The sequence below is a fragment of the Peribacillus sp. TH16 genome (genome assembly GCF_016651095.1).
GTDB lineage: Bacteria > Bacillota > Bacilli > Bacillales > DSM-1321 > Peribacillus > Peribacillus butanolivorans.
Genome location: NZ_JAEKEM010000002.1, coordinates 1,979,079 through 2,005,433, shown reverse-complemented (window position 1 = coordinate 2,005,433; position 26,355 = coordinate 1,979,079). Strand labels below are relative to the sequence as shown.

General features: G+C 38.6%; 33 protein-coding genes. 21 read left to right on the top strand and 12 right to left on the bottom strand.

The genetic code is table 11. The annotated features are described in order from the left end of the window. Nucleotides 1-178: 178 nt before the first annotated feature. Both tnpB and JFV29_RS09770 read right to left on the bottom strand, forming a co-directional pair. The gene (tnpB, locus tag JFV29_RS09775) at nucleotides 179-1,384 is read right to left on the bottom strand and encodes an IS200/IS605 family element RNA-guided endonuclease TnpB (protein ID WP_201182846.1); all 1,206 of its coding nucleotides are present in this window, start codon (nucleotides 1,382-1,384) and stop codon (nucleotides 179-181) included. Between the two features lie 270 nt (nucleotides 1,385-1,654). After that, nucleotides 1,655-2,602, bottom strand: coding sequence for a hypothetical protein (locus JFV29_RS09770; protein WP_201182844.1), 948 nt, complete (start codon nucleotides 2,600-2,602; stop codon nucleotides 1,655-1,657). 264 nt (nucleotides 2,603-2,866) lie between these two features. Here JFV29_RS09770 and JFV29_RS09765 point away from each other — a divergent pair, with 264 nt between their 5' ends. The 6 genes from JFV29_RS09765 (at nucleotide 2,867) to JFV29_RS09740 (ending at nucleotide 7,381) form a co-directional block, all read left to right on the top strand. After that, complete coding sequence (locus tag JFV29_RS09765) at nucleotides 2,867-3,034, top strand: hypothetical protein (RefSeq protein WP_201182842.1); 168 nt, start codon at nucleotides 2,867-2,869, stop codon at nucleotides 3,032-3,034. A gap of 231 nt (nucleotides 3,035-3,265) precedes the next feature. After that, nucleotides 3,266-3,496, top strand: coding sequence for an excisionase family DNA-binding protein (locus JFV29_RS09760; protein WP_098174491.1), 231 nt, complete (start codon nucleotides 3,266-3,268; stop codon nucleotides 3,494-3,496). Nucleotides 3,497-3,731: 235 nt separating this feature from the next. Next, nucleotides 3,732-4,751, top strand: coding sequence for an AI-2E family transporter (locus tag JFV29_RS09755; RefSeq protein WP_309558543.1), 1,020 nt, complete (start codon nucleotides 3,732-3,734; stop codon nucleotides 4,749-4,751). A gap of 354 nt (nucleotides 4,752-5,105) precedes the next feature. Next, nucleotides 5,106-5,927 (top strand): basic amino acid ABC transporter substrate-binding protein, encoded by an 822-nt coding sequence (locus JFV29_RS09750; protein WP_053344464.1) that lies wholly within the window; start codon nucleotides 5,106-5,108, stop codon nucleotides 5,925-5,927. 78 nt (nucleotides 5,928-6,005) lie between these two features. Beyond that, nucleotides 6,006-6,662: an amino acid ABC transporter permease gene (locus JFV29_RS09745; protein ID WP_201182840.1), complete on the top strand. Its 657-nt coding sequence runs from the start codon at nucleotides 6,006-6,008 to the stop codon at nucleotides 6,660-6,662. After that, a complete protein-coding gene (locus JFV29_RS09740; protein WP_056522225.1) occupies nucleotides 6,659-7,381 on the top strand; it encodes an amino acid ABC transporter ATP-binding protein in 723 nt (240 codons plus the stop codon). The genes JFV29_RS09745 and JFV29_RS09740 overlap by 4 nt, the downstream gene beginning before the upstream one ends. 65 nt (nucleotides 7,382-7,446) lie before the next feature. On the opposite strand, the gene JFV29_RS09735 is transcribed toward JFV29_RS09740, so the two are convergent. From JFV29_RS09735 to JFV29_RS09725, 4 genes are all read right to left on the bottom strand, one after another. Further along, nucleotides 7,447-7,818: a hypothetical protein gene (locus JFV29_RS09735; RefSeq protein WP_201182838.1), complete on the bottom strand. Its 372-nt coding sequence runs from the start codon at nucleotides 7,816-7,818 to the stop codon at nucleotides 7,447-7,449. 167 nt (nucleotides 7,819-7,985) lie between these two features. Next, entirely contained in the window at nucleotides 7,986-8,870 is an 885-nt protein-coding gene (cidR, locus tag JFV29_RS09730) for a cidABC operon transcriptional activator CidR (protein ID WP_201182836.1), read from the bottom strand. 22 nt (nucleotides 8,871-8,892) lie between these two features. Continuing rightward, the gene (locus JFV29_RS30015; RefSeq protein ID WP_201222140.1) at nucleotides 8,893-9,036 is read right to left on the bottom strand and encodes a hypothetical protein; all 144 of its coding nucleotides are present in this window, start codon (nucleotides 9,034-9,036) and stop codon (nucleotides 8,893-8,895) included. 18 nt (nucleotides 9,037-9,054) lie between these two features. Next, nucleotides 9,055-9,480 carry a universal stress protein gene (locus JFV29_RS09725; RefSeq protein ID WP_053344469.1) on the bottom strand — a complete coding sequence of 142 codons (426 nt, stop codon included), beginning with the start codon at nucleotides 9,478-9,480 and terminating at the stop codon, nucleotides 9,055-9,057. 164 nt (nucleotides 9,481-9,644) lie between these two features. Here JFV29_RS09725 and JFV29_RS09720 point away from each other — a divergent pair, with 164 nt between their 5' ends. The 5 genes from JFV29_RS09720 (at nucleotide 9,645) to JFV29_RS09700 (ending at nucleotide 15,048) form a co-directional block, all read left to right on the top strand. Further along, nucleotides 9,645-10,025 carry a MerR family transcriptional regulator gene (locus JFV29_RS09720; RefSeq protein ID WP_053344470.1) on the top strand — a complete coding sequence of 127 codons (381 nt, stop codon included), beginning with the start codon at nucleotides 9,645-9,647 and terminating at the stop codon, nucleotides 10,023-10,025. 121 nt (nucleotides 10,026-10,146) lie between these two features. After that, complete coding sequence (locus JFV29_RS09715) at nucleotides 10,147-10,914, top strand: 3-hydroxyacyl-CoA dehydrogenase (RefSeq protein WP_201182834.1); 768 nt, start codon at nucleotides 10,147-10,149, stop codon at nucleotides 10,912-10,914. 116 nt (nucleotides 10,915-11,030) lie between these two features. Beyond that, a complete protein-coding gene (locus JFV29_RS09710) occupies nucleotides 11,031-12,176 on the top strand; it encodes an acyl-CoA dehydrogenase family protein (RefSeq protein ID WP_201183500.1) in 1,146 nt (381 codons plus the stop codon). A 28-nt stretch (nucleotides 12,177-12,204) separates the two neighbouring features. Further along, nucleotides 12,205-13,356 carry a thiolase family protein gene (locus JFV29_RS09705; protein WP_201182832.1) on the top strand — a complete coding sequence of 384 codons (1,152 nt, stop codon included), beginning with the start codon at nucleotides 12,205-12,207 and terminating at the stop codon, nucleotides 13,354-13,356. A gap of 132 nt (nucleotides 13,357-13,488) precedes the next feature. Continuing rightward, complete coding sequence (locus JFV29_RS09700) at nucleotides 13,489-15,048, top strand: fatty acid--CoA ligase (protein ID WP_201182830.1); 1,560 nt, start codon at nucleotides 13,489-13,491, stop codon at nucleotides 15,046-15,048. 352 nt (nucleotides 15,049-15,400) lie between these two features. Here the strand turns inward: JFV29_RS09700 and JFV29_RS09695 are convergent, their stop codons facing one another. The 3 genes from JFV29_RS09695 to JFV29_RS09685 all read right to left on the bottom strand — a co-directional run bounded on the left by JFV29_RS09695 (nucleotide 15,401) and on the right by JFV29_RS09685 (nucleotide 16,788). After that, nucleotides 15,401-15,577, bottom strand: coding sequence for a YfhD family protein (locus tag JFV29_RS09695; RefSeq protein WP_201182828.1), 177 nt, complete (start codon nucleotides 15,575-15,577; stop codon nucleotides 15,401-15,403). Nucleotides 15,578-15,691: 114 nt separating this feature from the next. After that, nucleotides 15,692-15,814, bottom strand: a complete 123-nt coding sequence (locus JFV29_RS09690) for a YfhE family protein (protein ID WP_082527457.1) — start codon at nucleotides 15,812-15,814, stop codon at nucleotides 15,692-15,694. Between the two features lie 53 nt (nucleotides 15,815-15,867). Beyond that, nucleotides 15,868-16,788, bottom strand: a complete 921-nt coding sequence (locus tag JFV29_RS09685; RefSeq protein WP_201182826.1) for a TIGR01777 family oxidoreductase — start codon at nucleotides 16,786-16,788, stop codon at nucleotides 15,868-15,870. A 127-nt stretch (nucleotides 16,789-16,915) separates the two neighbouring features. Between JFV29_RS09685 and recX the strand changes: the two genes are divergently transcribed. Together recX and JFV29_RS09675 are read left to right on the top strand one after the other, a co-directional pair. Next, nucleotides 16,916-17,713: a recombination regulator RecX gene (gene recX / locus JFV29_RS09680; RefSeq protein ID WP_201182824.1), complete on the top strand. Its 798-nt coding sequence runs from the start codon at nucleotides 16,916-16,918 to the stop codon at nucleotides 17,711-17,713. A 75-nt stretch (nucleotides 17,714-17,788) separates the two neighbouring features. After that, nucleotides 17,789-18,100 (top strand): YfhH family protein, encoded by a 312-nt coding sequence (locus tag JFV29_RS09675; RefSeq protein WP_053344476.1) that lies wholly within the window; start codon nucleotides 17,789-17,791, stop codon nucleotides 18,098-18,100. A gap of 47 nt (nucleotides 18,101-18,147) precedes the next feature. Here the strand turns inward: JFV29_RS09675 and JFV29_RS09670 are convergent, their stop codons facing one another. Further along, nucleotides 18,148-18,303, bottom strand: coding sequence for a small, acid-soluble spore protein K (locus JFV29_RS09670; protein WP_034305387.1), 156 nt, complete (start codon nucleotides 18,301-18,303; stop codon nucleotides 18,148-18,150). Nucleotides 18,304-18,416: 113 nt separating this feature from the next. Here JFV29_RS09670 and JFV29_RS09665 point away from each other — a divergent pair, with 113 nt between their 5' ends. Continuing rightward, a complete protein-coding gene (locus tag JFV29_RS09665; RefSeq protein WP_053344478.1) occupies nucleotides 18,417-18,683 on the top strand; it encodes a YfhJ family protein in 267 nt (88 codons plus the stop codon). A 57-nt stretch (nucleotides 18,684-18,740) separates the two neighbouring features. On the opposite strand, the gene JFV29_RS09660 is transcribed toward JFV29_RS09665, so the two are convergent. Beyond that, on the bottom strand, nucleotides 18,741-19,718 hold the full coding sequence (locus JFV29_RS09660; protein WP_053344479.1) for a metal-dependent hydrolase: 978 nt from the start codon (nucleotides 19,716-19,718) through the stop codon (nucleotides 18,741-18,743). Nucleotides 19,719-19,922: 204 nt separating this feature from the next. Here JFV29_RS09660 and mutY point away from each other — a divergent pair, with 204 nt between their 5' ends. Both mutY and JFV29_RS09650 read left to right on the top strand, forming a co-directional pair. Next, on the top strand, nucleotides 19,923-21,041 hold the full coding sequence (gene mutY / locus JFV29_RS09655) for an A/G-specific adenine glycosylase (protein ID WP_201182822.1): 1,119 nt from the start codon (nucleotides 19,923-19,925) through the stop codon (nucleotides 21,039-21,041). A 116-nt stretch (nucleotides 21,042-21,157) separates the two neighbouring features. Further along, the gene (locus tag JFV29_RS09650) at nucleotides 21,158-21,421 is read left to right on the top strand and encodes a hypothetical protein (RefSeq protein WP_201182820.1); all 264 of its coding nucleotides are present in this window, start codon (nucleotides 21,158-21,160) and stop codon (nucleotides 21,419-21,421) included. Between the two features lie 116 nt (nucleotides 21,422-21,537). On the opposite strand, the gene JFV29_RS09645 is transcribed toward JFV29_RS09650, so the two are convergent. After that, complete coding sequence (locus JFV29_RS09645) at nucleotides 21,538-21,762, bottom strand: hypothetical protein (protein WP_053344482.1); 225 nt, start codon at nucleotides 21,760-21,762, stop codon at nucleotides 21,538-21,540. Nucleotides 21,763-21,822: 60 nt separating this feature from the next. Between JFV29_RS09645 and fabL the strand changes: the two genes are divergently transcribed. The 5 genes from fabL to JFV29_RS09620 all read left to right on the top strand — a co-directional run bounded on the left by fabL (nucleotide 21,823) and on the right by JFV29_RS09620 (nucleotide 26,289). After that, on the top strand, nucleotides 21,823-22,572 hold the full coding sequence (gene fabL, locus JFV29_RS09640) for an enoyl-[acyl-carrier-protein] reductase FabL (protein WP_201182818.1): 750 nt from the start codon (nucleotides 21,823-21,825) through the stop codon (nucleotides 22,570-22,572). 82 nt (nucleotides 22,573-22,654) lie between these two features. Further along, a complete protein-coding gene (locus JFV29_RS09635) occupies nucleotides 22,655-22,933 on the top strand; it encodes a gamma-type small acid-soluble spore protein (protein ID WP_201182816.1) in 279 nt (92 codons plus the stop codon). A 169-nt stretch (nucleotides 22,934-23,102) separates the two neighbouring features. Continuing rightward, nucleotides 23,103-23,357, top strand: coding sequence for a YgaB family protein (locus JFV29_RS09630; RefSeq protein ID WP_201182814.1), 255 nt, complete (start codon nucleotides 23,103-23,105; stop codon nucleotides 23,355-23,357). A 233-nt stretch (nucleotides 23,358-23,590) separates the two neighbouring features. After that, nucleotides 23,591-24,121: a nucleoside tri-diphosphate phosphatase gene (gene ntdP / locus JFV29_RS09625; RefSeq protein WP_201182812.1), complete on the top strand. Its 531-nt coding sequence runs from the start codon at nucleotides 23,591-23,593 to the stop codon at nucleotides 24,119-24,121. A gap of 422 nt (nucleotides 24,122-24,543) precedes the next feature. Then, on the top strand, nucleotides 24,544-26,289 hold the full coding sequence (locus tag JFV29_RS09620; RefSeq protein ID WP_201182810.1) for an ABC transporter transmembrane domain-containing protein: 1,746 nt from the start codon (nucleotides 24,544-24,546) through the stop codon (nucleotides 26,287-26,289). Nucleotides 26,290-26,355 lie beyond the last annotated feature (66 nt).

The window sequence follows — 26,355 nt, the reverse complement described above, 5'->3', positions numbered from 1 at the left end:
AATAGACCTCAATTTTTTAGGAGGCTCATTTCTTCTAATCTCTAATACAGCAAACTATAAATTTCTTTTCATTTCACAAAAGGGTTCTTGTACATTGAACTACCCACCACTTATCGACCTTATGGTCTGATTGAAGTGGGGGATTCCTAAGAACATTAGCCTATCGGCCAATTTTTAATTAGGCTACTCCCGTAGTTCCTACGGTTAGAAGCCTTATGGCTTCATTCATTAGATTGAGTCCTGCGTTAATATCTCGATCGTGGTGAGTAGAACAAAAAGGACAATCCCATTCACGAAGATTCAGATGTTTAACGTCTTTATTTTGGTAACCGCAGCTAGAACACAATTGGCTAGAAGCAAACGTTTTAGATACGGTCACGATTTGTTTACCATACCATTTTGCTTTGTATTCCAACATTTTTTTGAATTGGTACCAAGATACTTCACTAATAGCTTTAGCTAGTTTGTGACTTTTCATCATATTCGACACTTGAAAGTTTTCCATTCCAATAACATCGTGGTTTTTGATGATTTCGGTAGAAACTTTATGTAAGTAATCCATTCGGGCATTTGAAATTTTTTCGTGTAGGATAGCCACTTTTCGTTTTTGTTTTTGATAGTTTTTGGCTTCAGTCAATGGCTTATTTTGATTCAAGGCTATTTCTTGTCGCCTTGAAAGAATCCGTTGTGCTTTGGCCAATTTCTTTTCAACCGTCCGGAAGAATTTTGGGTTTTGATAGACCGTACCATCTGAAAGAATAGCAAAGTTCTTTAAACCAACATCTACACCGCACGAACGATTCATTTTAGGAAGTACTTGTACATGGGTTTCGGCTAAAACGGAAATGAAATATTTACCCGAAGGGTTCCGCCTGATTGTGGCATTGATGATTCGCCCTTCGACTTCGCGGCTTTTAGCAAAACGAACTAGACCGAGTTTTGGCAATTTGATTTTGTTTCCAACAATTCCAATATTCCCATTCGTATGTTTAGTCGTATAGGACTGGATAGGATTCTTTTTCGATTTGAAGCGTGGTGACTTGTTTTGCTTTTTATAATATCGGCTATAGGAATCTGCTAAATTTTCCACCGATTTCTGTAAGGCAATACTGTCTACTTCTTTCAGGAAAGAATACTCTTTCTTTAAAGCTGGAAGTTCTTTGATTGTTGCGTATTTATTCAGAAAAGAACCTTTCCTTTCATTAGAGGGTAATTGGCCGTTCTGCTTCATTTCTTCACAGATATACCAGTAGGCATCTTTCTCCTTTTGTTTGCCTAAAAAGAAGTTATAGACAAAACGGGAGCAGCCGATCGTTTTATTGATTAGAACTAGTTGTTCTTTAGTTGGATAGATTCGAAATTTATAAGCTTTGTTTACGACCATTGGTTTCCCCCCCTCTTATAGTTATTATTAACCAAGGAACATACGTTTGTAAAAAGATTACTTTGGCTTATGCCAACCGGCCATTCATCTCCCCCTTACCGTTGGGCTCTCGCCCTTCACACGCTTGAAGAGGGAGTCTTCTGGCGGGAAATGATAAAAAGTGCCTTCGATTGAGGCCTTATATACTGCTAATTCAACTTGTAAAAACGCTTGGATATCTGTCCAAGTGCTTAATTTTTCTCTGCATATCGGAACTATATAACAAAAATTTCATGACGAGCACGAGCTGCACGAAGAACAGCTAGAAGAAGAATCAGAACCAGAACTAGAACTCGAACCACCGTCATAGGTGCTGCTATGATCTCCACCATGATTAACATTGATTGAGTCAGAGGAGGTAGTGGCTGCTTTCACCCCGAAAATATCATTAAAGTCTGTATCATGATTATCGGAACTGGCATAGATGAAGTAGGCAGGAGCAGCATAGTCTGTTTGATCGTATCTTTCTCGCCAATCCAATACTATTTTCGGACGATTCTCTTTAAAAAGGGAGGTGAAACATTCAAAGGTCTGTTCCGCTTCTATACTTGTAGGAGTGCGCATATATTTCTCCTTTAACTGTTCCAACTCCAGCGTTTCGAATTCATGGAGCAATCCTTTTCCTTTATCATGCTTGAAAAATTTCCCCCATTTTTGAATCGAACTTGAATCAACCGTAAACAGTTGTACATAGTAAAAATCAAACAGCGTGCGTTCTTCAGGTTTAAAAACAGGCTGTGAGTGGGGATTATGCTGAATGGGTTGGCCAATGAATGTCTGGCAAAAATCATCATATTCTTGTTTGTAATTCAGCATGATATGCCATAGCTCATCGATGACCCCATTAAACATTTCAACTTTGCCAAACACAGCAGCCATAATCAAGTAGCGTTTAAATTCGCGCCACAGCTCATTAACCCTTTCCTGTGAGTTTCGGGGATACTTCAGCCGGAATTCTGTATTGACCTTTTCCATATAATCGTAATCCAGTGCTTTGTTAAGCTGTACGATTAATGCTTCTGGTACAATTTCGGTTACTTCCACGTCCAAAGTGTCCGTATATAATTTACCAAATTCATTTTGATACCGCTCTATTCTAGCTGGCTCACTTCGCCGTTTCACAACAATGACTAGAAGGACAGCGAAAATTGCCGCAAGTATTACATAAAATAAGGTCATTTGGTCAACTCCTCTTAATCTATAGATCTATCACTTAGTATTATCTTACATGTTATTGGAAGGGTTTGTAAGTTATTACTGTGATTTGTTTTTGAGATAGCCATTTATTCATAGGTTGAATTTTTCTGAGACTGAGGTTTAGACATCGTCCTTTCACCCCTTTACATACTTGCGTGAAGCAGGGAAACTGACCCAAATTCAAGTAAGGGTTAATAAATCGATAAACAAAAGACTGGAACAAAAGTATCGGATTGGACCACATGGTTGGATGGAGATAAAAAATATCAAATTACTCCAATAACAGCAACCGTAAAAGATCTAACCGCCATAGAAACCCCAACCTTCGTAAAAACGAGTTCTTGCCAATTCGTTTTAGGTAAAATCGAGGCAAAGGTAAAAATGAGGGTTAAAGCAGGGTACAAAGAACTTTAAAAAGCGACCGAGGATATAAAAAAGAAACGGATAAAGTGGCGTTAAAAACAAAAGAAAACTCTAAGCTATCTGTCGGTGCAATCGATAAAACTGGAAATGCAAAAACGGTAAAAGTCACTTTGTAATAAGTTAATGGCCTCTCAAATTGAGAAGGCCCATGTATTTGTATGGATTAGGCACTTCAAATGAAGACTCTTATCTAGTATAGTTAAGAGGAAAAGGGGTGAAGGCATGTACTTGACAGTAAAAGAGACTGCGGAATATTTATCAATGCCGGAATCTTATATAGAAAGCATGATTGTTCAAAATAAAATTCGCACCGTCTATGATGGTGAGCAGTATTTAATTTTTAAAGAGCAGTTTAATACGCATCTGGAACAGATGGAAAAATATAAGAAGCAATTAGCGGACTATTATAGTGAACCCATCCCAGAAGATATCGATGTGAAAGATGAAGATTAGCATCTGCCTTATTGGCAGATGTTTTTTAAAAATATAGATCTAAATCGTCGTTGAAGTCAGTGGATGTTCTAAAAAAGTGAGTCTAGAATAATAATCTAACCTCCTAATAAGACTTACTGATCATTCAAATAATTTTGTCTTCAATGGAAGGTAATTGTAGTAGAATCCCTCAATTCCGTGTAAAATACATGTAGAAGGAATTATCACGGCAGAATGGTAGTTAGGAGATAGGTAAGTGGTAAAAGAGTATTTACAAAGTGAAGGTTTTTCAAGGTTAATTACATTAATAGTGTTAGTCCTGTTTCTAATAAGCATTGGAAGTATGGTTAATATTGTATTATTCACATTTGTTTTCACTTTCCTAATGGGAAGGCTGGAACAATTTATCATGATTCGACTAAATAAAGTGATGCGTATTAACTCTAAAGTTGTCATAAGCTTTTTATATATAGTCGTCATTTCTTGTTTAGCCATCGTTCTTTATAAATATTTGCCGGTCATTACGTTGCAATTTACAGAATTAGTAACACAGATTGTTTTTTTCTTTCAACATCCACCCGATAGTCGGGTCATTCAATACGCCATTAGTTTAATGAACGAGACTGAATCGCCGCTCGATCTTCAAAAACAGATGAATACGCTCTATCTTTATGTATCTGATTTCGGTAAACTGGCATTACAGATTTTCCTTTCCATACTGCTTAGTCTGTTTTTCTTATTGGAAAGAGATAAAATTATTCGCTTTACTTCTAAATTTAAGCGAGGTAAATTCAAATCCTTCTTTATAAACCTTGGTCACTTTGGAGTAAAATTTATCAATTCATTTGGAAAGGTAATTGAGGTCCAGTTCTTAATTGCCATTACGAATGCAGTCCTTTCAGTAACTTTCTTATGGATTCTTGGGTTTCCACAGTTGATCGGTCTTGGAATTATGATTTTCTTCCTAGGGTTGATTCCAGTTGCAGGAGTTATTATCTCCCTAATTCCACTTAGCATGATTGCCTACAGTATCGGCGGTATGCCAAAGGTTATTGCTGTGTTTGTTATGATTGGGATTATACATGCACTTGAAAGCTATATTTTAAATCCAAAATTCATGTCGGCAAAAACAAATCTGCCAACGTTCTTCACCTTCATCATTCTTCTGTTTTCCGAGCATTTTCTTGGGATATGGGGTTTGATCATTGGGATTCCGATCTTTATCTTCCTATTAGATATGTTAGATATTGAAGAGGGGATTAAAGAAGTGCCCTAAATAAAAATAAAATTTAAGTAAGCAGCGACCAAGCTAATGAGGTTGCTGCTTATTTTTGTTTCCTATTTAAAATCTGGCTAATAGTTCTAATAACTGTTTTCAATATAATTTCAATAATTACTTAATAAATGAGGAAATGTCTGCCGTCTTTATAATTAAAGCCTATTTAACTTCTTGGTTTTTTGAGTTAATTGGATAAAATTTTATTTTACTAAAGTTATTTACGGACTTTTTATTGCATAAAAAAACAAATAAACGTATAATATTTTTAAGTGAAAATACTGAATATTCTTTCTAATTTGATTTGTTTTCGTTCTTTAAAAGAGAGTTTACAAGAGAGAAGAGGGGATTATTTTGAAAAAAGTTTCGTTTTTAATGTTTGCCATGGTAGTTTCTTTGTTACTGATTATGACTGGATGCGGGAAAGAAAAGGAAGTAACGACAACTAGCGAAAAAGAAGAAGCAAATGGGAAAACACTTAGGATCGTGACGGATGCAGCATATGCTCCATTTGAATATCTAGAAGGCGATAAAGTTGTTGGATTCGATGTTGATTTTATCAATGCTGTTGCAAAAGAAGCCGGTTATAAAGTGAAAGTTGAGCATGTTGGCTGGGATCCGATTTTTGTGGAAATCGAGTCTAAAAGAGCGGATGTAGGGATATCTGCAATTACAGTAAATGATGAGAGAAAACAATCGTATGATTTTTCGGTGCCTTATTTCTTATCCACAAACAAAATCTTAGTTCCTGAGAAAAGTGATATAAAATCAGGGAAAGAATTGAAAGGAAAGGTTATTGCTGTTCAAACAGCTACAACTGGACAGGAAGCAGTCGAGTCACTTCTTGGGAAAAATCATAAAGACATCAAAAAATTCGAAAATAATAACCTGGCCATTCAGGAATTATTACAAGGCGGAGCTGAAGCGGTAGTAGCGGACAATACCGTTGTTGAAGAATATGTGAAAAATAACCCTGACCAAAAGCTGAAAGTTGTTGAAGATAGCAGCAGTTTTGATCAGGAATTTTATGGTCTTATGTTCCCAAAAGGTAGCGAGTTGAAAGCTGATTTTGATAAAGCCGTCAATGCTATTTATGAGAATGGAAAGTACGCAGAAATCTATAAAGAATGGTTCGGCACAGAACCAGATGTTGAAACGTTAAAAGCACAGCAATAAAACAAATTAATAATAAAAAATTGCGTAACTTTACGTGTGAAGTTACGCAGTTTTTTTGGTCTTTAGGGGGGGAACAGAATGAATTTTCGCTGGGACATTATTTTTGAATATGCTCCTTTCTTATTAAAGGGAACGATACTCACAATTGGGCTATCGGTTTCCTCTATTCTCATCGGAACTTTTTTAGGGTTACTGATAGGTTTAGGGAAAATAATGAGAAACAAGGTGCTCGCATTTCCATTTTACTGTTATGTCACGGTTTTTCGTGGAACTCCGCTATTAGTTCAGATTTTTTTAATCCATTTTGGTATTGTGCCCCTTTTTACTGGGAAGACGAACGCAATCACAGCGGGAGTCATTGCTTTGTCTTTAAATGCAGCGGCTTATATTGCGGAAATATTCCGTGCAGGAATTCAATCCATTGATAAAGGACAAATGGAAGGGGCTCGTTCTTTGGGAATGACCCATACTCAAACAATGATTCATGTTGTCTTACCTCAAGCATTCAAACGTATGATCCCTCCGTTAGGAAATGAATTCATCGTATTATTAAAAGATTCCTCCCTCCTTTGTGTCATTGCAGCCCCCGAATTAATGTATTGGGGAAAAGCGATGGGGGGGCAGTACTTTAAAGTTTGGGAGCCGTATTTGGCTTGTGCCTTTATCTATCTATTCCTGACCCTTATTTTAAGTTTCGTATTAAATAGACTCGAAAGCAGGTTGAAAACAGAATGATTAAGGTCGAGAATTTAAAAAAGTCATTTGGAGATAACGAGGTATTAAAGAATATCAATGCAATCGTTGCCCCACAGGAGGTAGTTGTGGTTATTGGGCCTTCAGGGTCTGGTAAATCTACTTTTCTCAGGTGTATTAATCAACTTGAAACGATAACGGGAGGACATATTTTCATAGAGGGGCTTGATACGACAGATAAGAAGGTCAATATCAATAAAGTACGCACTGAAGTTGGCATGGTATTTCAGCATTTTAACTTATTTCCGCATAAAACAGTTATTGATAACATTATGCTTGCGCCGCTAAAGGTTCGTAAAGTTTCCAAAGAACAGGCATCTCAAAGAGGCATGGAACTACTTAAGAAAGTAGGACTTGCTGAGAAAGCGAACGCCTATCCGGATTCATTATCGGGTGGACAAAAGCAACGTGTGGCAATCGCAAGGGCATTGGCAATGGAACCCAAAATCATGTTGTTTGATGAACCGACTTCTGCTCTAGACCCGGAAATGGTCGGTGAAGTGCTTGAGGTTATGAAGCAATTGGCTAAAGAAGGTATGACAATGGTCGTAGTGACCCATGAGATGGGGTTTGCTAAAGAAGTTGGTGATCGTGTGATTTTCATGGACGAGGGCTTTATTATCGAAGAAAATATTCCAAGTGAGATCTTTGATAATCCGCAGCAGGAAAGAACTAAAGCCTTTTTGAGCAAAGTGCTCTAATATTAGAATAAGAAAAAAAACCTTCCGTAAATCGGAGGTTTTTTTTGGGAACATATCAGGGGGTGTTATTTAATGTATGATGAGCCTAAAAGTGATTCAGGGCTTTTACCGAGCACTAGCATACTGATTTTAGCATATCCAATATTTTCATTTTGGGAGAAGGTTTGTTGTAAAACCTGGATATTAGGATCATCCTTTAACTTTTGAACTTCCTCTATATATAAGTGGATAACGGAGGGCATAACGAATTCAGGGGTGTATTCGTTATGGTTTTCATCCATGATTAGTGTGCCCATAAATTGATATTTAAATTGAAAAGCTCGTGTTAAGGCAACGACATGGAGTAGTTTATTAAATAATTCGGGGTATGAATATTTAATTTTCTCCAAAGCTTCTTCGGTTGCTTGTAACTCATCGACACTAGATAAAGTGATCATAAATATCTCCTTTCTGAAAATATAGATTCCATCAGTAATTACAGTGCTTTTTACTCATACCAAGTCTAACTCCGCGGTTAAGTATTGTAAAATGGTTAGATGTTATCATGAGCATAACTTAAATCTATGATAGTGCTTACATGTCTAATGCTTTACTATCGAGGTAGTTAATCTTTATGAGTTAACGCTTCTCTTGTATATTTTAGCCATTCTTTTGCCGCATATGAAAGGTATTGATCCTTACTCCAAATGAATCCTAAGTTCCAACTAATGGAAGGGTTTTTGACCTTAATGGACTTGATGCGTTTATCATGGCGGCATAAACTTTCCGGTAAAAGAGCGATTCCAAGATTACAGTAAACCATTTCCTCTATAAAATCCCAACGTGAGCTTTCTGTGACAATGTGTGGAGAATAACCAGCTTCTTTACAGGACGAAATTATGAGATCACGCAAGACATAATCTTTATTAAATAAGATAAAAGACTCGTCTTCAAGGTCGGCCAAATCAATCTCTTCCCGACAAGCAAGTGGGTGGGAGGGGGGCACAATCAAGTTAATGTCTTCTTCTAAAAAGGCAAAATGATGAAAAAGTACGGTGTTAGTTGGCAGGACTATTACGCCAATGTCGAGTAAGTCATTTTGAACAGATTCTTCAATTTTCTTTGAGCCATCCTCTACTAATTGAAAGGTAATATTAGGATAATCCTCATGAAAACGGCTAAGAATTCGGGGGAAGAAGGAGGCGTCAATAATCGGCGGTAATCCGATTCGTATATGTCCCTTTTTCAAGCCTAATAAATTGTCCATTTCTGTTTCTAAATTATGAAATGCTTTATCAATTAATTTTGCCTGCTCTAATACAACCCTTCCGGCATCAGTCAGAATCAGTTGTTTACGGGAACGATCAAAAAGTTCAACACCGAGCTCAGTCTCCAAGTTTTTGATCATCTTACTGATGGTCGGCTGAGTAATGAATAAATGATCCGCTGCCCGAGTAAAGCTGTTGAAATTGGTAACCTCTATAAAGTATTGTAAATGCTTAATATCCATCACTTCACCTGCTTATCCTCTTTTAAATTTCTTTCATTTTACCTGTTAACAGAAGGGTTTGTAAAACATGAGAAGCTTTGTTGGTAAGATTTCCTCTTTGTTTCGTGAGCGTATAAAAAAGCTGGGCTCCAAATAAGAGCCCAGCTTCTTCTAATTGGTTAGTCATAGGGTTGTCGCAAATTGTTTATTTAACTAATAAGACAGGTACCGGAGAATTCTGGACGATATAGTGGCTGACGCTTCCTAGGAATTCCTTGAATCCACTTAAGCCTCTGCTGCCCATTATGATAAGGTCGCAATTTTGAGATTTCGCATGTTCCAACAAAGTAGTGATAGCTGAACCTTCTACGACAAAAGACTGAGATGCATTAGGAATTTCGGATAACAGTGCATCCGCTTTTTCGATAACTTCGTTGCCATACTTAAGCATGGCTTCTTCAATTTCTTGAAAAGCATTGCCATATATATTTGGATGGATTGGAAGTGTAACAGCGTGAAGTACCTGAATTTCAATAGCAGGATCCAGCTTCGCTAATTCAATCGCTTTTTCTAAAGATTTACGTGCCAATTCAGATTCATCATAAGCAACTAATATTCTTGAGCAGAGCATAATTAATCCGTCCCTTCATTTAAAAAGAATATACCCATAGTATATCAGTTTATAACTTTCATTCAGTTTTATATATTTAAAATTTTGTGAATATTTATTGAAGTTTACGTTAACGTCAATGTTAAGATAAGGTAAATAATCCCTTTGCAAAGTGTGGTTTTAACATGTACACCATTTCTGAGTTAGCAAAAGAATTTGATTTGACAACAAGAACACTACGATATTATGAGGAACTAGGTATGCTAAGGCCAAAGCGGACCGAAACCGGAAAAAGAGTATATGGAAAGAAAGAACATGCTCAACTTAAAATCATTATGCGTGGCAAGAAGTATGGCTTTTCTTTAGTTGAAATAAAGGATATTGTTCTGCTATTTGATAAGGACAGGACGGGTATTAAGCAATTGGAGAAAACAATTGATACAGCTGGACAGAAATTAAATGAAATAAATGAACGTATTAAAGAGCTTGATGAATTGAAGCAGGATTTTGAACAGGTGATTAAAGGTTTTACCGAAACACTTCATAGCTTAAAAAGTAAACAGTGAGTCAGGCATTCCAAGCAGTAAAACCATCAGAATAAAAATACTTCAAAGTATTATTGAAATGAGTTTTGACGATAGGTAAAGATGAATATATATTCTAGACGAAAACAAATGAGGTGAAGATTTGGATATTCAAGAAACTATTGCAGTAGTGACAGGTGGGGCTTCAGGTCTGGGAGCGGCCACTGTAAGAAACATCATTAAAAAAGGTGGAAAAGCCGTTATCTTTGACCTCTCAGAAGAAAATGGCGTCAAAATGGTCGAGGAATTAGGAGATTCAGTCATATTTATTAAAACAGATGTGACAAGTGAAGAAAGTGTACTAGAAGCGTTGGATCAGGGAATTGAAAAATTTGGATCAATTAACACAATTGTCAATTGTGCTGGCATTGCGATTGCTGAAAAGGTCATTGGAAGAAAAGGTACGCATGAATTGAAAGCGTTCTCAAAAGTAGTGACGGTTAACTTGGTCGGTACATTTAATGTAATTCGTCTTGCGGCTGAAAAAATGGTCAATAACCAAGCAAACGAAGAGGGGGAGCGTGGTGTCATTATCAACACAGCGTCGGTAGCTGCATTTGAAGGACAAATCGGACAAGCGGCATATAGTGCCTCAAAGAGTGGGATTGTCGGTATGACTCTTCCGATTGCAAGGGAGCTTGCTTCCAAAGGGATACGTGTCGTATCGATTGCACCGGGGTTATTTCATACACCGATGTTTGATTCATTACCTGAAGAAGCGAGGGCGTCATTAGGGAAAACCGTGCCATTTCCATCAAGGCTCGGATATCCGGAAGAGTACGCTAAACTTACGGAAAGCATTATTACGAATCCTATGCTGAATGGAGAAACGATTCGGTTGGACGGGGCCATTCGAATGTCACCTAGATAAGGTAGGTTCAAACCCTTCCGGGGAATTTTAAATAATGGATTAGAAAACTAAAGTGTATTTTTTATAAAAAGGAAAAGGTTGATACGAAAAAGCTAATGACAGAGGAGATAATGCAGATGGAACATCCATACTTAAGTGAAGATCACGAGATTTTCCGTAAATCATTACGCAAGTTTTTAGAGAAAGAAGCGGTTCCCTATTATGAACAATGGGAAGAAGACCGTATTATTCCTCGTTCGTTTTGGGGGAAAATGGGGGAGCAAGGCTTTTTATGTCCGGATCTTGGAGAAGAGTATGGGGGTTCTGAAGTAGATTGGGGCTTTGCGGTCATAATTAATGAAGAACTAGAAAGAGTGGGTTCAGGTTTCATAGGCTTCGGGCTCCATAGCGATATTACGGTTCCGTATATTTCCGCATACGGAAATGAGGAGCAGAAACAGCGCTGGCTCCCTAAATGCACGACAGGGGAAATCATTACAGCCATCGCCATGACAGAGCCGGGAACAGGTTCGGATTTGGCCAATATTAAAACGACTGCGATTTTGGATGGAGATCATTACATACTAAACGGCCAAAAAACATTCATCACAAATGGGATTCATTCGGACCTGGTCATCGTGGCTTGTAAAACAGATCCAAATGCTGTTCCGAAGCATAAAGGCGTCAGTTTAGTCGTGGTCGAAAGAGATACTCCGGGATTCACCAGGGGACGAAAACTGAAGAAGCTTGGTTTGCATTGTCAGGATACAGCAGAACTTATCTTTGAAGATTGTCGTGTACCAAAGGAAAACTTGCTAGGTGAAGAAGGCAAAGGGTTTAAGTATTTAATGGAGAAATTGCAGCAGGAACGTCTTGTCGTAGCAATTTGTGCCCAAACCGCATCCGAGGATATGCTAGCGGATACGATTGAGTACGTCAAAAGCAGGGAAGCGTTCGGGAAATCAGTGAGTCAGTTCCAGAACACTCAATTTAAAATCGCAGAAATGGCCACTGAAATTAAAATGGGCCGAGTTTTCCTGGATCAATTGATTGCTAATCATATGGCGGGTGAACAGGTGGTCACAGAAGTATCGATGGCTAAATGGCGTTTGACAGAGACTGCCCGGAAAATATCCAATGAATGCATGCAGCTTCATGGGGGCTATGGTTATATGGAAGAATACAAGATTGCTAGAAGGTACCGTGATGTGCCGGTAGCAAGCATCTATGCGGGTACAAATGAAATCATGAAGAAAATCATAGCAAAGAGCCTTGGACTTTAAAAAACAAAATGAGAAGGGGAGAGATTACATGCGGGAAGTGGTAATTGTTGAGGGAATTCGTACTCCGGTTGGCAGAAGAAACGGTGTCTTAAAGGATGTTCGCCCAGATGATTTAGCAGGTGAAGTATTAAAGAGGCTGGTCGAAATAGCAGGCATTGATCATGCCATCATCGATGATGTCATTTTAGGCTGTGTTTCGCAGGCTGGGGAGCAAGCCGGAGATATTGCTCGGATTGCTGCTCTGATTGCCGGCTATCCGATTGAAGTGCCAGGTACGACAATTGACCGACAATGCGGATCGAGTCAGCAGGCTGTCCATTTCGCTTCCCAAGCCATTTTGTCAGGAGATATGGATGTGGTCGTAGCAGGAGGAGTAGAAAACATGTCTCGTGTCCCAATGGGTTCAAATTATCAAGGAGCTGAAACAAGTCAAAAGTATTTAGACAGCTACGAGGTAATCAACCAAGGTATATCGGCTGAAAGAATCGCAGAAAAGTGGGGAATCACCCGTGAGGAATGTGATCAGTTTTCTGTTGAAAGCCATGAGAGGGCAATACGTGCTCAAAAGGAAGGCTATTTCGACCGTGAAATAATCACAGTTACAGGTACAGATAAATTAGGAAATCATATTGAAGTTACCGAAGACGAAGGACCAAGGGGGGGAACTACGGTAGAAGTCCTTTCAGGGCTGAAGGCAGTTTTTAAAGAAGAAGGATTAATACATGCCGGGAACTCAAGCCAAATAAGTGACGGTGCTGCAGCTTTACTATTAATGGAGCGTAGTAAAGCAGAAGAGCTTGGATTGAAACCACGCTTTAAAGTGCATACACGGGTTGTTGTCGGATCAGATCCTACCTTAATGTTGACAGGTCCAATTCCTGCCACTCAAAAAGCATTGGAAAAAGCAGGTCTTTCCATTGATGATATCGATGTCTTTGAAGTTAATGAAGCCTTTGCTCCTGTACCGCTTGCCTGGTTAAAAGAAACAGGGGCCGACCCTAAGAAGCTAAATCCAAATGGAGGAGCGATTGCCTTAGGACACCCTCTTGGCGGCAGTGGTGCCCGTTTAATGGTTTCGATGATCCATGAATTAGAAAGAAGAGGCGGCCGATATGGATTACAAACAATGTGTGAAGGTCACGGAATGGCGAATGCTACCATTATTGAAAGAATAGATTGAGACGGTATTTTCTCGTGAATAACATTAGAAATTCACACGAAAGTAAAGGCTGAAAAAGTGATAAAGCCGACCATCAGGAGCATGACGTGAAATCATCCTGCTGATAGTGGGTTTACTTGAGGAGGAAATGATATGTCAGTAACGATTAAAAATATCTTTGATCAGACGGTTCAAAAATTCCCCATTAAAGAAGCTATCTACGACGTGAGAAGAAATATCCGCTATACCTACATTCAATGGAATGAGCAGGTGAATAGGTTGGCGGCGGCTCTCCAAGCAGAAGGTGTCCAAAAAGGGGACCGGGTCTCTACCTATCTTTATAATAATGAAGAACTTGCCACCGCATTCTTTGCCTGTGCAAAAATCGGTGCGGTCTTTAATCCAATCAACTTTCGCTTAATGGCAGAAGAGCTTGCATTCATCTTAAGTGATGCGGCGCCAAAGGTCGTTTTATTTGAAGGTGAATTGGAATCGACTGTGGCAGCTGTTGAAAAACGCTTCCCTGAAATAGCATTCTGGTATATTGATGAGAATGTGCCTCGCTTTGCCGAAGGATACCGCCAAAAAATGGTCAGTACATCTTCTAAGCCTGTTGATGTAGACATTCACGAGAATGATGTCTATGCCATTATGTATACAAGCGGGACGACAGGACGGCCAAAAGGAGTAATTCACCTTCATAAAGATATAGTCGAGCAGGCTATGATTTTATCAGAGGCGATGAAGTATGAAAGCAGTGATATCGGTTTGATTACCGCGCCAATGTTTCATTGTGCGGAATTGCACTGTTCATTTTTACCGCGCGTGCAGGTTGGTGCAACGAATGTAGTTCTTCATCAGTTCAATCCTAAAAAGGTACTAGAACTGTTTGAATCCGAAGGGATTACCAAACTGTTTGCGGCCCCAACGATGTGGAATATGCTTATTCAGGAAAATCTGAATGATTATAAATTTCAAAGTTTGAAGCTGGGACTATATGGAGCCGCTCCAATGGCGCCTACGCTTGTACTTGCTTGTCAGGAAAAACTGGGCATTCAATTTATCCAAGCATATGGAATGACGGAAATGGGTCCGGCCATCACTCTACTATTAGAGGATGATCAAATAAGTAAAGCTGGCTCTGCCGGCCAAGCGTGCCGCGATCATGAAATCGTCATTGCCCGTCCAAATGACGAAGGCCCATCGGATCCCGATGATGCACTCGAACCCGGAGAAATCGGGGAAATTCTTGTAAAAGGCCCTTGCATCATGAAAGGGTACTTTCAAAGAGATGGAGAGACAGAGAGAGCACTTTACAGAGGCTGGTACCATTCCGGGGATATAGGTTTCCTTGATGAAGATGGATATTTGTGGGTCAAGGATCGTGTGGATGACATGATTATCTCTGGTGGCGAAAATGTGTATCCACGTGAAGTGGAAGACACACTTTATGAGCATCAAGGAGTACTCGACTGTGCAGTAATTGGTCAGCCTGATGATAAATGGGGAGAAACGGTAACGGCCTTTGTAGTGGCTAAAGATCCGTTGTTGACGGAAAATGATCTAGAAGACTGGTGTAAGAACAGCGATACACTTGCTAACTATAAACGTCCAAGAAGATATATCTTCTGTAAAGAGTTACCTCGAAACGCAAGTGGGAAAATTCAAAAATTCATGCTCCGTAAACAGTTGGAAGAAACTGTGGCTGAATAACAAAAGGTGGGGAAACCTCCTTTGTTTTAAGCAGAATGGCTTTTTTAGTTGAGTTAGTAAAATGAAAATAAATAATCCAGTCAAATCATTTTAGGGTAATGCTTTTTTATGTAAGAAAAAGAAAAGTTATCCACAAATGAAATGCAGTTGAATCAATGAGATCTTAGGGTTATCCACACTATCCACATAGTTATCCAGAAATTACATTATTTACATGTTGATACCGCGAGACAAACACCTATTATTTGTCAGTATTTTCAGAAAATATCCACAATATACACAGGGGTGTGGATAAGACGGTGTCAGTAAGCTAATTTAAGGGGCTGACTAACAGCCCCCTAAGGTGTAAAAGTTATAATTTGCGGTTATGGGCACGGCGATTAGCCGCATTGGATCGCGCTTGTGCTTCAATATCTTGTTGGTCAGCCAGTTCTGAAGAATATTCGACATCAAGTCCGTCACTTTTTAGGTTTTTAGGAACTTGTGGAAGTTTTTGAACGTTATTGTCTCGATTATTATTGCGTCCCATATCAGCGCCCCCTTAGAGTAAAGAAATAAATAAGCTAGCGATGATTTCCTTAATCATCGCTAGCTTATTTTGTGCTGAATGGTAGATCAAAATGTACGGGAAAATACTCCAAACTTAACGGCGAGATTTCTTCTCGTTAAATCCACCTGCTCGGTCTGCATTTTTAAATTCTCGAGAATAAAGAATTGCTTGCGTGCTCGTTAAGGTACTTTTTTCTTTTTCCTGTTTTTTGGGCAATTAGATCATCTCCATTTCACTTGATATCCCTATTTTTTCCTAAAAAGTTTCATTCATACATGAGAATTTTCTTTTAAGATATTGTGTAAAGCCGTATTAAGGGTTGGAAAAGTGAACGTGAATTCTTCCTCTGCAAGTTTATTAGGAAGGACTTTTTGGCCTTCTAGCACAAGTATGCTCATTTCACCGAGCATGGTTTTTAGCATGAAGGGAGGAACAGGTAACCAATGAGGCCGGTGCATGATAGTACCAATTTCTTTTCCGAATTTATCCATTTGAACCGGGTTAGGTGCTGTGAAATTGACTGGACCTTGAATGTGTTGATTGTTCATACAAAAAACAATTGCACGGGCGACGTCGTGAATATGAATCCAGGAAAGCCACTGACTTCCTTTGCCCATTTTTCCTCCGCCGAAAAGTTTATAAGGAAGAACCATCATTGGCAGTGCACCTTCTTTTTCCCCTAGAATCACACCAAACCTTGTAAGGACAACTCGCTTACTGTATGAGCGGGATTTGGTTGCTTCTTTTTCCCATAGCTTAACTGTACGAGCCAAGAAATCATCACCAATGGAATCAGAGGTTTCGGTAAAGGTTTCATGATCAGAGATACCATAAAAACCCACTGCACTTGCATTGATAATGACAGAAACTTTATCGGGAAGCTTAGAAAGAATCCGATTCATTTCTTTGGAAGCTTCAACTCTGCTTTCGACAATCCGGCGTTTTCGTTCCGGGGTCCAACGCCCACTGTTTAAAGACTCACCGGCAAGGTTAACGAACACATCAAGGCCTTCTAAATTTTGTTCAGGGCTTGAGTCTGGGGTCAGCCAGCCGATATATTGGAGATTTTCCCGTTTTTTATATTTGTCAGGATGACGTGTCAATATATATAAATCATGATTTTCTTTTAATAATTCATCGATAAGGGCTGTGCCGACAAAACCGCTTCCACCAGCAATGGCTATTTTCATGAAAACCACTTCCTTTTTCCTGTCTTTTATTCACTTTAACATGCCCTTGTTCTTTTTTCATTTTTAGACATGCTATATATAGAAAAGGTACTCGTAAAGGGGTAAAGTAGGGATGGGGGTGGATTTTATGCCAAACATAACAAAAATAACAACCCAAAAAAAACGTAAAGATCGTTATAACATATTTGTTGATGAAAAATATGCGTTTAGTGTGGACGAAGAAGTTTTATTGAAATTTCACTTGAAAAAGGGTACTGCACTTGATGATCTGCTTCTTGCTGAAATACAATTCCATGATGAAATTCAAAAGGCATTTACGGATGCTCTTAATTATTTATCATACCGCATGCGTTCAGAATTGGAAATTCGCCTTTATTTAAGAAAGAAGGAAATAGAAGAACCGATTATAAAGGAAGCGATACATAAGCTATACAGCTTTAACTATTTAGATGATCTTGAATTTTCCAAGGCTTACGTGCGGACCCATGTAAACGGAGGCAATAAAGGGCCTACTACCCTTAAGATGGAACTGAAGGAAAAAGGAATACAAGAAAAGCTAGTTGTGGAGGCTTTGAAGGAATACCCCTATGATATTCAAATTGAGCATGCGAAAAAGCTTGCGGGAAAATCGGTGAAAAAAGAAAAAAATATCTCGGAACGAGCTTTAAGGCAGAAGCTTGAACAGACATTGACACGAAAAGGTTTTCCAAGAGATGTCATTCTCGAGGCACTTGAGGATGTGACGGTAGAAAAGGATGAAGATGAACAATGGGATTCGCTATGTCATCATGCAGAAAAGACGCAGCGCCGCTATAAAAACTATGAAGGCTTCGAATATGAACAAAAGATGAAGCAGGCATTATACCGAAAAGGTTTTCCAATAGAATTAATTGACCGATATCTTTCCAATTCAGATATGGAATAAGTACATCGATAGCCAAATCGCAAAATTTTGTTTAATATAGAAGTAAATTAATATTTAATTTAAGGAGCCATATATATGAGCGACGTAAGATACAGCAAGTTGTCGGCCTATGAACTACAACAGGAAATTGCAGCGTTAACCGAAAAAGCGAGAAAAGCTGAGCAATTAGGGATGGTTAACGAATTCTCTGTGTTGGAACGCAAAGTAACTATGGCCAAAGCCTATCTGTTAAATCCGGATGATTTTAAAAAAGGTGAAATTTATCAAATTGAAGGCGATCCGGGAGTCTATTTCAAAATTGATTATATGAATGGTGTATTCGCCTGGGGATACCGTTTGGGTGGAAGCGGGAAGGAAGAAGCACTGCCGATTTCGATGTTGAGATAATAAGATTGAAGGAACCGGGAGGACCCGATTCCTTCTGAATATTGTTTCTAATTCGATCGCTCGTTTGATGCTTTCATACGTTCTTGAGGGTGTGTGTTAATGCTGCCATCCGCACGCTTTGAAGCATATCTCGCTTTTGCACGAGGCTCACCTTGAAATTTATTATTGTTTTGGTTGGGGAATCCTTTTTGTTTATTTCGCAAGTTTTTCTCCTCCAAACATCAGAATTAAGAAAACAGCGTTTCCGCTTACTACTAGTATGGGTAAAGAACAGTATAGTTCAGTCTGTAAAAATATTGGCAATGAGGTGGTTCTAATGAATGATTACCATGAAAGATTAACCAAGATCCTGCTTGAGAAAAATGATCACATCACGTATGAGCAAGCTTTAACTTGGGTGGAATTATTATGGGAAGATTTCGAAGCGACCTATGCAAAAGCTGGGCATGAGTATGCTGGCGAAGAAATGACGTCACGTGTTGTCCAGACCTGGATTGATAATTACGGTGAACAATTCCACGAATTCATTGCGAAAAATCCTAAATATAAGCATTTATTAAATCAACAGAATCGACTGCATTAAAAAAGCTGATTCCAGCGGGTTTCCCCTGGAATCAGCCTTTTTTAAATCTGCCTAGACCTACAAAATAATATTCAATTTCTTCTGCAGTTTCGCTTCACTAAAAATCCAACCGGTATACGAATTCAAGATATTTAGGTCGCTGTCTAAATGGACGACTGCTACAAAGGGGTAATACCCATTGCTTCGGTATCTTAAATCAATAAAACGGACTTCGTAATAGTCCTTAATTTGTTCAATTTCAAAGCGGTAAACAGGAGAAAAAGACAGAAAGGCAGCCAAATTGATATCAAGCTTGGCGGCTTCGAGAATTTTGCTTTCAGGCAATGGAATTCGATCAAATGTATCAAGAATCGTCACATAACCATTATCAGCTCTCGCTACATAATAATGCTTTTCGGTAATCACGGCTATTTTCCAGCGATGAAAACGCATGGTTGGTGATAAAATAATTTTTCTTGCTCCCGGAATTTGCTGCTTAACAGCTCTTTTAATGAAAGCCTGTTCCCTGAACCTAGAGATATAATAGATCACGAGTATCCCGTAAATGGAGAGAAATAAATAGCCGGGAGGAAATCCATACCCCCACAATATCAAGCCGGCAACATGGATTCCAAAAATGAACGGGTCAAATGTATTGATGACCCCTAGAGCTACCCAATTGGAAGAAATAGGCCTTAGCGCCTGTGTTCCATAGGCATTAAAGATATCGACAAAAACATGAAGAAATACGGCTAAAAAGGTCCAAAGCCAAAGATGAAGGTAATTTGCTTCAGGTATGAAGGCGAAAAGTGCACCGCTGATAATCAAGGGCCAAAGTAATACAGCGGGAATCGAATGTGTAATTCCACGATGATTTCGTATATATACAGCGTTATTTCGTAATTTTAAAACGGTGTCAATGTCAGGAGCTTGTGATCCTAATATCGTACCTGCAATGACTGCACTTGCAGTAACTGGACTTTGCGCAATAACAGGATCTAATGTGGCAAGTCCTCCAAGAGCAATTCCCATGACAAAGTGAGTACCTGTATCCAAAAGTCTAACCTCCCTGCCACAATTTGAAAAAAAGATCTTCCTTAATCATACCGTATTTATATATTATCCATCAAATGAATATATTTTTGACTTATTTTTGTGACCTATTACAATAAAATAAATATGAACATGATAAAAAAAAGAATGCCTACTATTATGTATTCCCATTTTTAATAAAAGTGTAACATCTTTGGAGGAACTGAAGTGAAAGAAATAAATATCCCAACAATAGAAAAAATAAATATCGAGGCGTTTCAAAAAGATTTAGTTTCCTGGTTTCTCGAAGAACAAAGAGAATTGCCATGGAGGGAAAATAAGGATCCGTACCGTGTTTGGGTTTCAGAAATTATGCTTCAGCAAACGCGAGTGGATACGGTCATTCCTTATTTTAACCGGTTTATAGACTGGTTTCCGACACTTGAGGATTTTGCCAATGCCGATGAAGAAAAAATATTAAAAGCATGGGAAGGACTCGGTTACTATTCGCGGGTCAGGAACCTGCATAGTGCTGTTCAAGAGGTAAAGGCGTCATATAATGGTGTTGTACCAGACAGTCCCGAGGAAATTTCTAAGTTAAAAGGTGTGGGTCCTTATACAGCTGGAGCGATTCTGAGCATAGCCTATGGCAAGCCGGAGCCTGCTGTGGATGGGAACGTCATGCGTGTACTATCAAGGATATTAATGATTTATGAAGATATTGCAAAGCCGAAGACGCGAAAGACATTTGAAGCTGCTGTTCGTAAGCTGATTGATCACAACCATACATCTGCTTTCAATCAGGCCTTAATGGAACTGGGGGCTTTAATATGCACACCTGGTAAGCCTGCCTGTCTGCTGTGCCCGGTTCAAAGTCACTGTCTTGCCTTTGAGGCAGGGGTTCAGTCAGAACTGCCGGTGAAAATCCAAAAGAAAAAAACGCGTGATGTACCAATTGTGGCTGTGCTATTAACGAATGAAAAAGGTGAATTTTTAATTCACAAGCGAGCATCTGAAGGATTGCTAGCAAACCTTTGGGAATATCCAAACTTCGAAAACCATACATCCCTTCAGCATAAACGGGAATTCTTTGAAAGTCGATTTCAAGAAATGTACGGTGTAAAACCGGAGATTACAGATCCGCTTGTGAAAATTGAACATGTTTTTTCACACCTTGTCTGGAAAGTGGATACGTATACTGGAACGGTCAAAGAAAAAATTAGTGAAGCGACGTTATTAGAGAATCAGCTGAAGTGGGTGAGTAAAACGGAGATGGAGGAGTTCGCGTTTCCGGTTTCACACCAAAAAATGATGAAGGCTTATAACGATAAAGAGGGTATCAATTAAGTTATCGTTTTTTTTATACCCTCCATACAACCAATTTAAATAGAACAAGCAGTGCGTTCCGGATAAGATAGTACATTGTTTTTATGGTAATATAAGGATATGGAGGGGGCATATAAATGAAGGTAGTTTTTCAAGCATTTATTGGTTCAATAATTCTTCATGTGTTTTATTTTGTTAGTACCATGATAGTCGGATCTATAAAAACAAGCCAATATAAACCAGGAATTGAAAACGCATGGGGTCAAGCGGAGACACTTCAAAATGAAGTAGTCTTTGGTAAAGTTATTTCCCCTTCTGTTTACTTGTTATCACTTGTAGGTGTAGCTCTGATTTGCGGAATTATTATATTTTCCTATAAAAAAATCTTTACGGAGAGATAGCTCAATAAATATGAAAAGCCAACAATGGTTCCTCTCAATAGTTTATACTCAAAAAGAGGATATCCGCTAAGATACCCTCTTCTTTTTCGCTCAATTTTCAATTGTATAAAGTTAAATTAATCGTAGCTTGTTTCTGTTCCATGGGTGTAATTGGCTTCTTGTCTGTTAATTCCGCCTCTATTTTCAATTTCTTTGACGATTTCGGTATGGATACTCTGTCCTTCTTGGTTTAAATAAGGTACCATTTGTTGAAGGGAGTGATGAAAATAGGCAAGTTCACTATTTTCCCAATCCGATTTTTTCATCATCGACAACTCTGTCATATCACGTCCAACATACATAAAAAGTAACACTCCTTTTTTAAAGTGATGGGTGTTTACTCAGAAAGGATGAATAAACAAATGGAACAAAAAGTAGCGCTCGTTACAGGAAGCAGTAAAGGTCTAGGAAGAAGCACAGCATTAAGACTTGCAGAGGAAGGATACGACCTCGTTATTAATTATGCCCGGAGCAAGTCAAAAGCATTAGAGGTAGCTGCTGAAATTGAAGCATTGGGTCGTAAAGCCCTTGTAGTAAAAGCGAATGTCGGTGACGTTGCGAAAGTGAAAAGCATGTTTGAGGAAATCGATGCGTATTATGGACGTTTGGATATCTTCATCAATAATGCTGCATCAGGTGTGCAGCGCCCGTTAATGGAGCTTGAAGAAACCCATTGGAACTGGACAATGGATATCAATACAAAAGCCCTCCTTTTCTGTGCCCAGGAAGCGGCGAAATTGATGGAAAGAAATGGTGGAGGTAAAATTGTAAGTATCAGTTCACTTGGTTCCATCCGCTATTTGAAAAATTACACAGCTGTCGGAGTATCGAAAGCGGCGCTTGAAGCACTGACAAGATATTTAGCTGTTGAACTGGCTTCAATGAATATTTGTGTCAATGCCGTTTCAGGCGGTGTAATTGATACGGATGCGCTAAAATCTTTCCCGAATCGGGATGAAATGCTTGCTGAAGCAGCTGAACAGACTCCGGCTGGACGGATGGTTGAGGTAGAAGATATGGTGAGCACCATCCTATTCTTAATTTCCGATGGAGCAAGTATGATTCGCGGACAAACCTTAATTGTTGATGGAGGCATCTCTTTGCTTGTTTAATATAACTGGTAAAATTTAAATGTTTTTAGCCGGATAACACTCCATGATATTGGTTATCTTATTATTTGTGGAGGTGATATTAATGGCTAACAACAATAAATCAAAAGCAGGTACTAACGCCCAACAAGTGAGACAACAAAATGCGCAATCTCAGCAAGGTCAAGGTCAAGGCCAATACGGTACTGAGTTTGCAAGTGAAACAAACGTTCAACAAGTGAAACAACAAAACATGCAATCTCAGCAAAATAAAGGCCAAGGCCAAGGTCAAGGTCAATACGGAACTGAGTTTGCAAGTGAGACAAATGTTCAAGAAGTGAAAAAACAAAACCAAAAATCTCAAAGCAATAAAAGCCAAGGCTAATTGCTGATACGAAAAGGCATCCTTCTTTTGAAGGGTGTCTTTTTATTTTTTTCCCTTCTTTTGTATTCGACAAATGTTTCTTTGCGTTTACATTTTATGTCAAAGGAGATATCAGATAAAAATAGAATATACATACTATAGAAAAAATACAGATTAGGATGGTGCAATCATGGAGCAATTTAATCAGCTTATAAACAATCAGTTGAAAACGATGGAAAAGCTTTTACTTTTACAATCTGAAATCGAAAGATGCCAAGATATAGAGAAGCAACTCCTTGATCTGCAAGAGGAGAGTGAAGCAGTTACCATTCAGGAAGAGATTCAACTTAAGAAGCAAGAATTGAAATGTATCCATGATATGTTCGAGAGGCAAACAGAAGAGGTCATTCGTTATTTTCAGCAAGGACAGGCTGCAGTACTATAAATAATTGGCTAATTTCTAAGTAGAAATGAGTGGAAGGTCAGATTTTTTTGGCTTTTTTTCACATTTTTACTGGGGGATTAGCCACTTTTGTTTTAAATTTATGAATAAATCGCTATAATATAGGAATATAGGGTAAATGGAAAAAAGTATATATATTAAATACACACAACAACTGCAAACGGAATAGGGCACAGTACGCTGAAAGGGTGTCTATAGAAAGTAGGGAGAGATAAATGGGGATTGTTCCTGCCGAAGGAGGAAAAATCCAAATTCATAGCTATAAACATAATGGACATATCCATCGTATCTGGGAAGAGACAACCGTTTTAAAAGGAACCCAAAATCTGGTGATAGCGGCAAATGACCGTACTATGGTGACGGAATCAGATGGAAGGACATGGATTACAAGAGAGCCGGCGATTTGCTATTTTCATTCAAAGTATTGGTTTAATGTTATTGGTATGTTGAGAGAGGACGGGGTTTATTACTATTGCAACATCAGTTCTCCGTTCACATGCGACCCAGGAGCATTGAAATACATTGATTATGACCTGGACATCAAAGTATTCCCAGATATGACGTTTAATTTGCTGGATGAGGATGAATATGAAAGGCATCGGAAAGAGATGAATTATCCTGATGCTATCGATCAAATATTAAAACAGAACGTAGATTATTTAATTTATATGATACGCCAGCGAAAAGGACCATTCTCCGCAGAATTTATTGATAGTTGGTATGAACGCTTTTTAACTTATCGATAATAGTAAAAAGGCCTGCTGCTTATCTAGCAGGCTTTTTTTCTATTGTGTATTCCCCAGTACTCTAACAAATCAATGCGACAGATTATACATGTTATTCATCTTATTTTTCTAGAAGTAAGCCCTATTCCTTTAACTGTTGCGGTTTTAAAGTTAAACTTACGAGATGCTGAAATGATTCCCGTTTATAGAAAGCCTCTGAATAATATGTTGTTGAAAAGAATATTTTGGAACTATTCATAAAATATTTGGAAGAGAACGTGAATATGTGAAAGACTAATGATAGCTTAATTTTCTAAAAGGAAAATAAAACTGAAAGTGTATCTTCTGGAATCTTTTACTCGATATTATACAGTATAAACTAATACTAGAGCATTACTATCTTAAATCTTCTTCAAAATTATTTGGAGAAATGGAGGAATCCCGTGGAGAGCATTAAGAGATATTTACAATTTGTTAAGCCGTATAAATGGCAGATTATCGGGACGGTATTGATTGGGCTGTTAAAATTCGCGATTCCACTGTTGATTCCCTTGCTTAGTAAATATATTGTGGATGACATCATCAATAGTGATCTGTCTACTGATATGAAATCGGAACGCCTTTTATGGGCTATGGGAATCATGCTTTTTATCTTTGTAGCGGTAAGACCGCCCATCGAGTATTACCGGCAGTATTTTGCTCAATGGACAGGAACAAAAATCTTATATGATATCCGTAATGATTTATTTACCCATGTACAAAAACTAAGCTTTAAATATTATTCCAACACAAGAGTGGGCGAGGTAATCTCAAGGATGATCACGGATGTGGAACAAACTAAGAACTTTGTTATCACCGGTTTGATGAATCTCTGGCTAGATATCGCTACAATTATTATTGTGATAGTGGTTATGTTCACGATGGACGTAAAGCTAACCATTGTATCCATCATTATGCTGCCATTTTATGCTTTTTCAATCAAACACTTTTTTGGAAAGCTCAGAACCTATACAAGGGTTAGGTCTCAAGCGTTGGCGGATGTGCAGAGTCATCTTCATGAACGTGTTTCAGGCATGTCGGTTATTAAAAGCTTTGCGATTGAAGATCGTGAGCAGGAACTGTTTGCGAAGCAGAATAAAAATTTCCTGGATAAGGCACTGAAACATACGAGTTGGAATGCTAAGTCATTTGCTGTCGTCAATACAATTACAGATATTGCACCCTTACTAGTGATTGGCTTTGCGGGTTATCAAGTCATCAATGAGCAATTGACGCTAGGTACTATGGTAGCCTTCGTCGGTTTCATAGACAGGCTTTATAATCCTCTCAGACGATTAGTTAACTCTTCGACGACAATGACACAAACATTGGCGTCTATGGACCGGGTTTTTGAATTTGTGGATGAGAAATATGATATAGATGATGAACCGGGTTCAAAAGAGCTGAAGCAGGTAGAAGGTCGAATTACGTTTCAGGATGTGTCATTTGCTTATGATGAGAAAGAGGCACCTGTTTTAAAACATATCAACCTGGATGTGAAACCGGGTGAAACCATTGCACTTGTTGGAATGAGTGGCGGAGGGAAATCCTCAATCGTTAGTTTAATTTCACGTTTCTATGATGTAACAGAGGGAAGCGTATTACTAGATGGAACGGATATCCGGAAATATCAAGTACGCAGCCTAAGAGATAAAATCGGAATGGTGCTTCAGGATAATATCTTATTTAGTGAATCGGTTAAGGCAAATATCCTAATGGGACGGCCTGAGGCAAGTGATGAAGAAGTATTTGCAGCAGCAAAAGCAGCAAATGCTCATGACTTCATTACGTCTTTAAAAGACGGTTACGAAACTAAAGTGGGTGAGCGGGGCGTGAAATTATCCGGGGGGCAAAAGCAACGGGTTGCCATTGCGAGGGTATTTTTGAAAAACCCGCCTATCCTTGTTCTGGATGAAGCAACATCCGCCTTGGATTTAGAGAGTGAACATTACATCCAAGAAGCGCTTGAAATATTGGCGAAAAAACGGACCACGATCATTGTAGCACACCGCTTATCAACCATTACCCATGCCGATCGGATTGTTCATATTGATAATGGGGAAATTACCGAAATCGGAACACATGAGGAACTAATGAAAAAACAAGCGCATTACTATAACCTATTTCAAGTTCAACAATTGGATGCTTAAGAAAAATAGCATATAGGAAATCCTTGTATATATTACGGATTCACTACAGAAGGAATTTTAAATAAA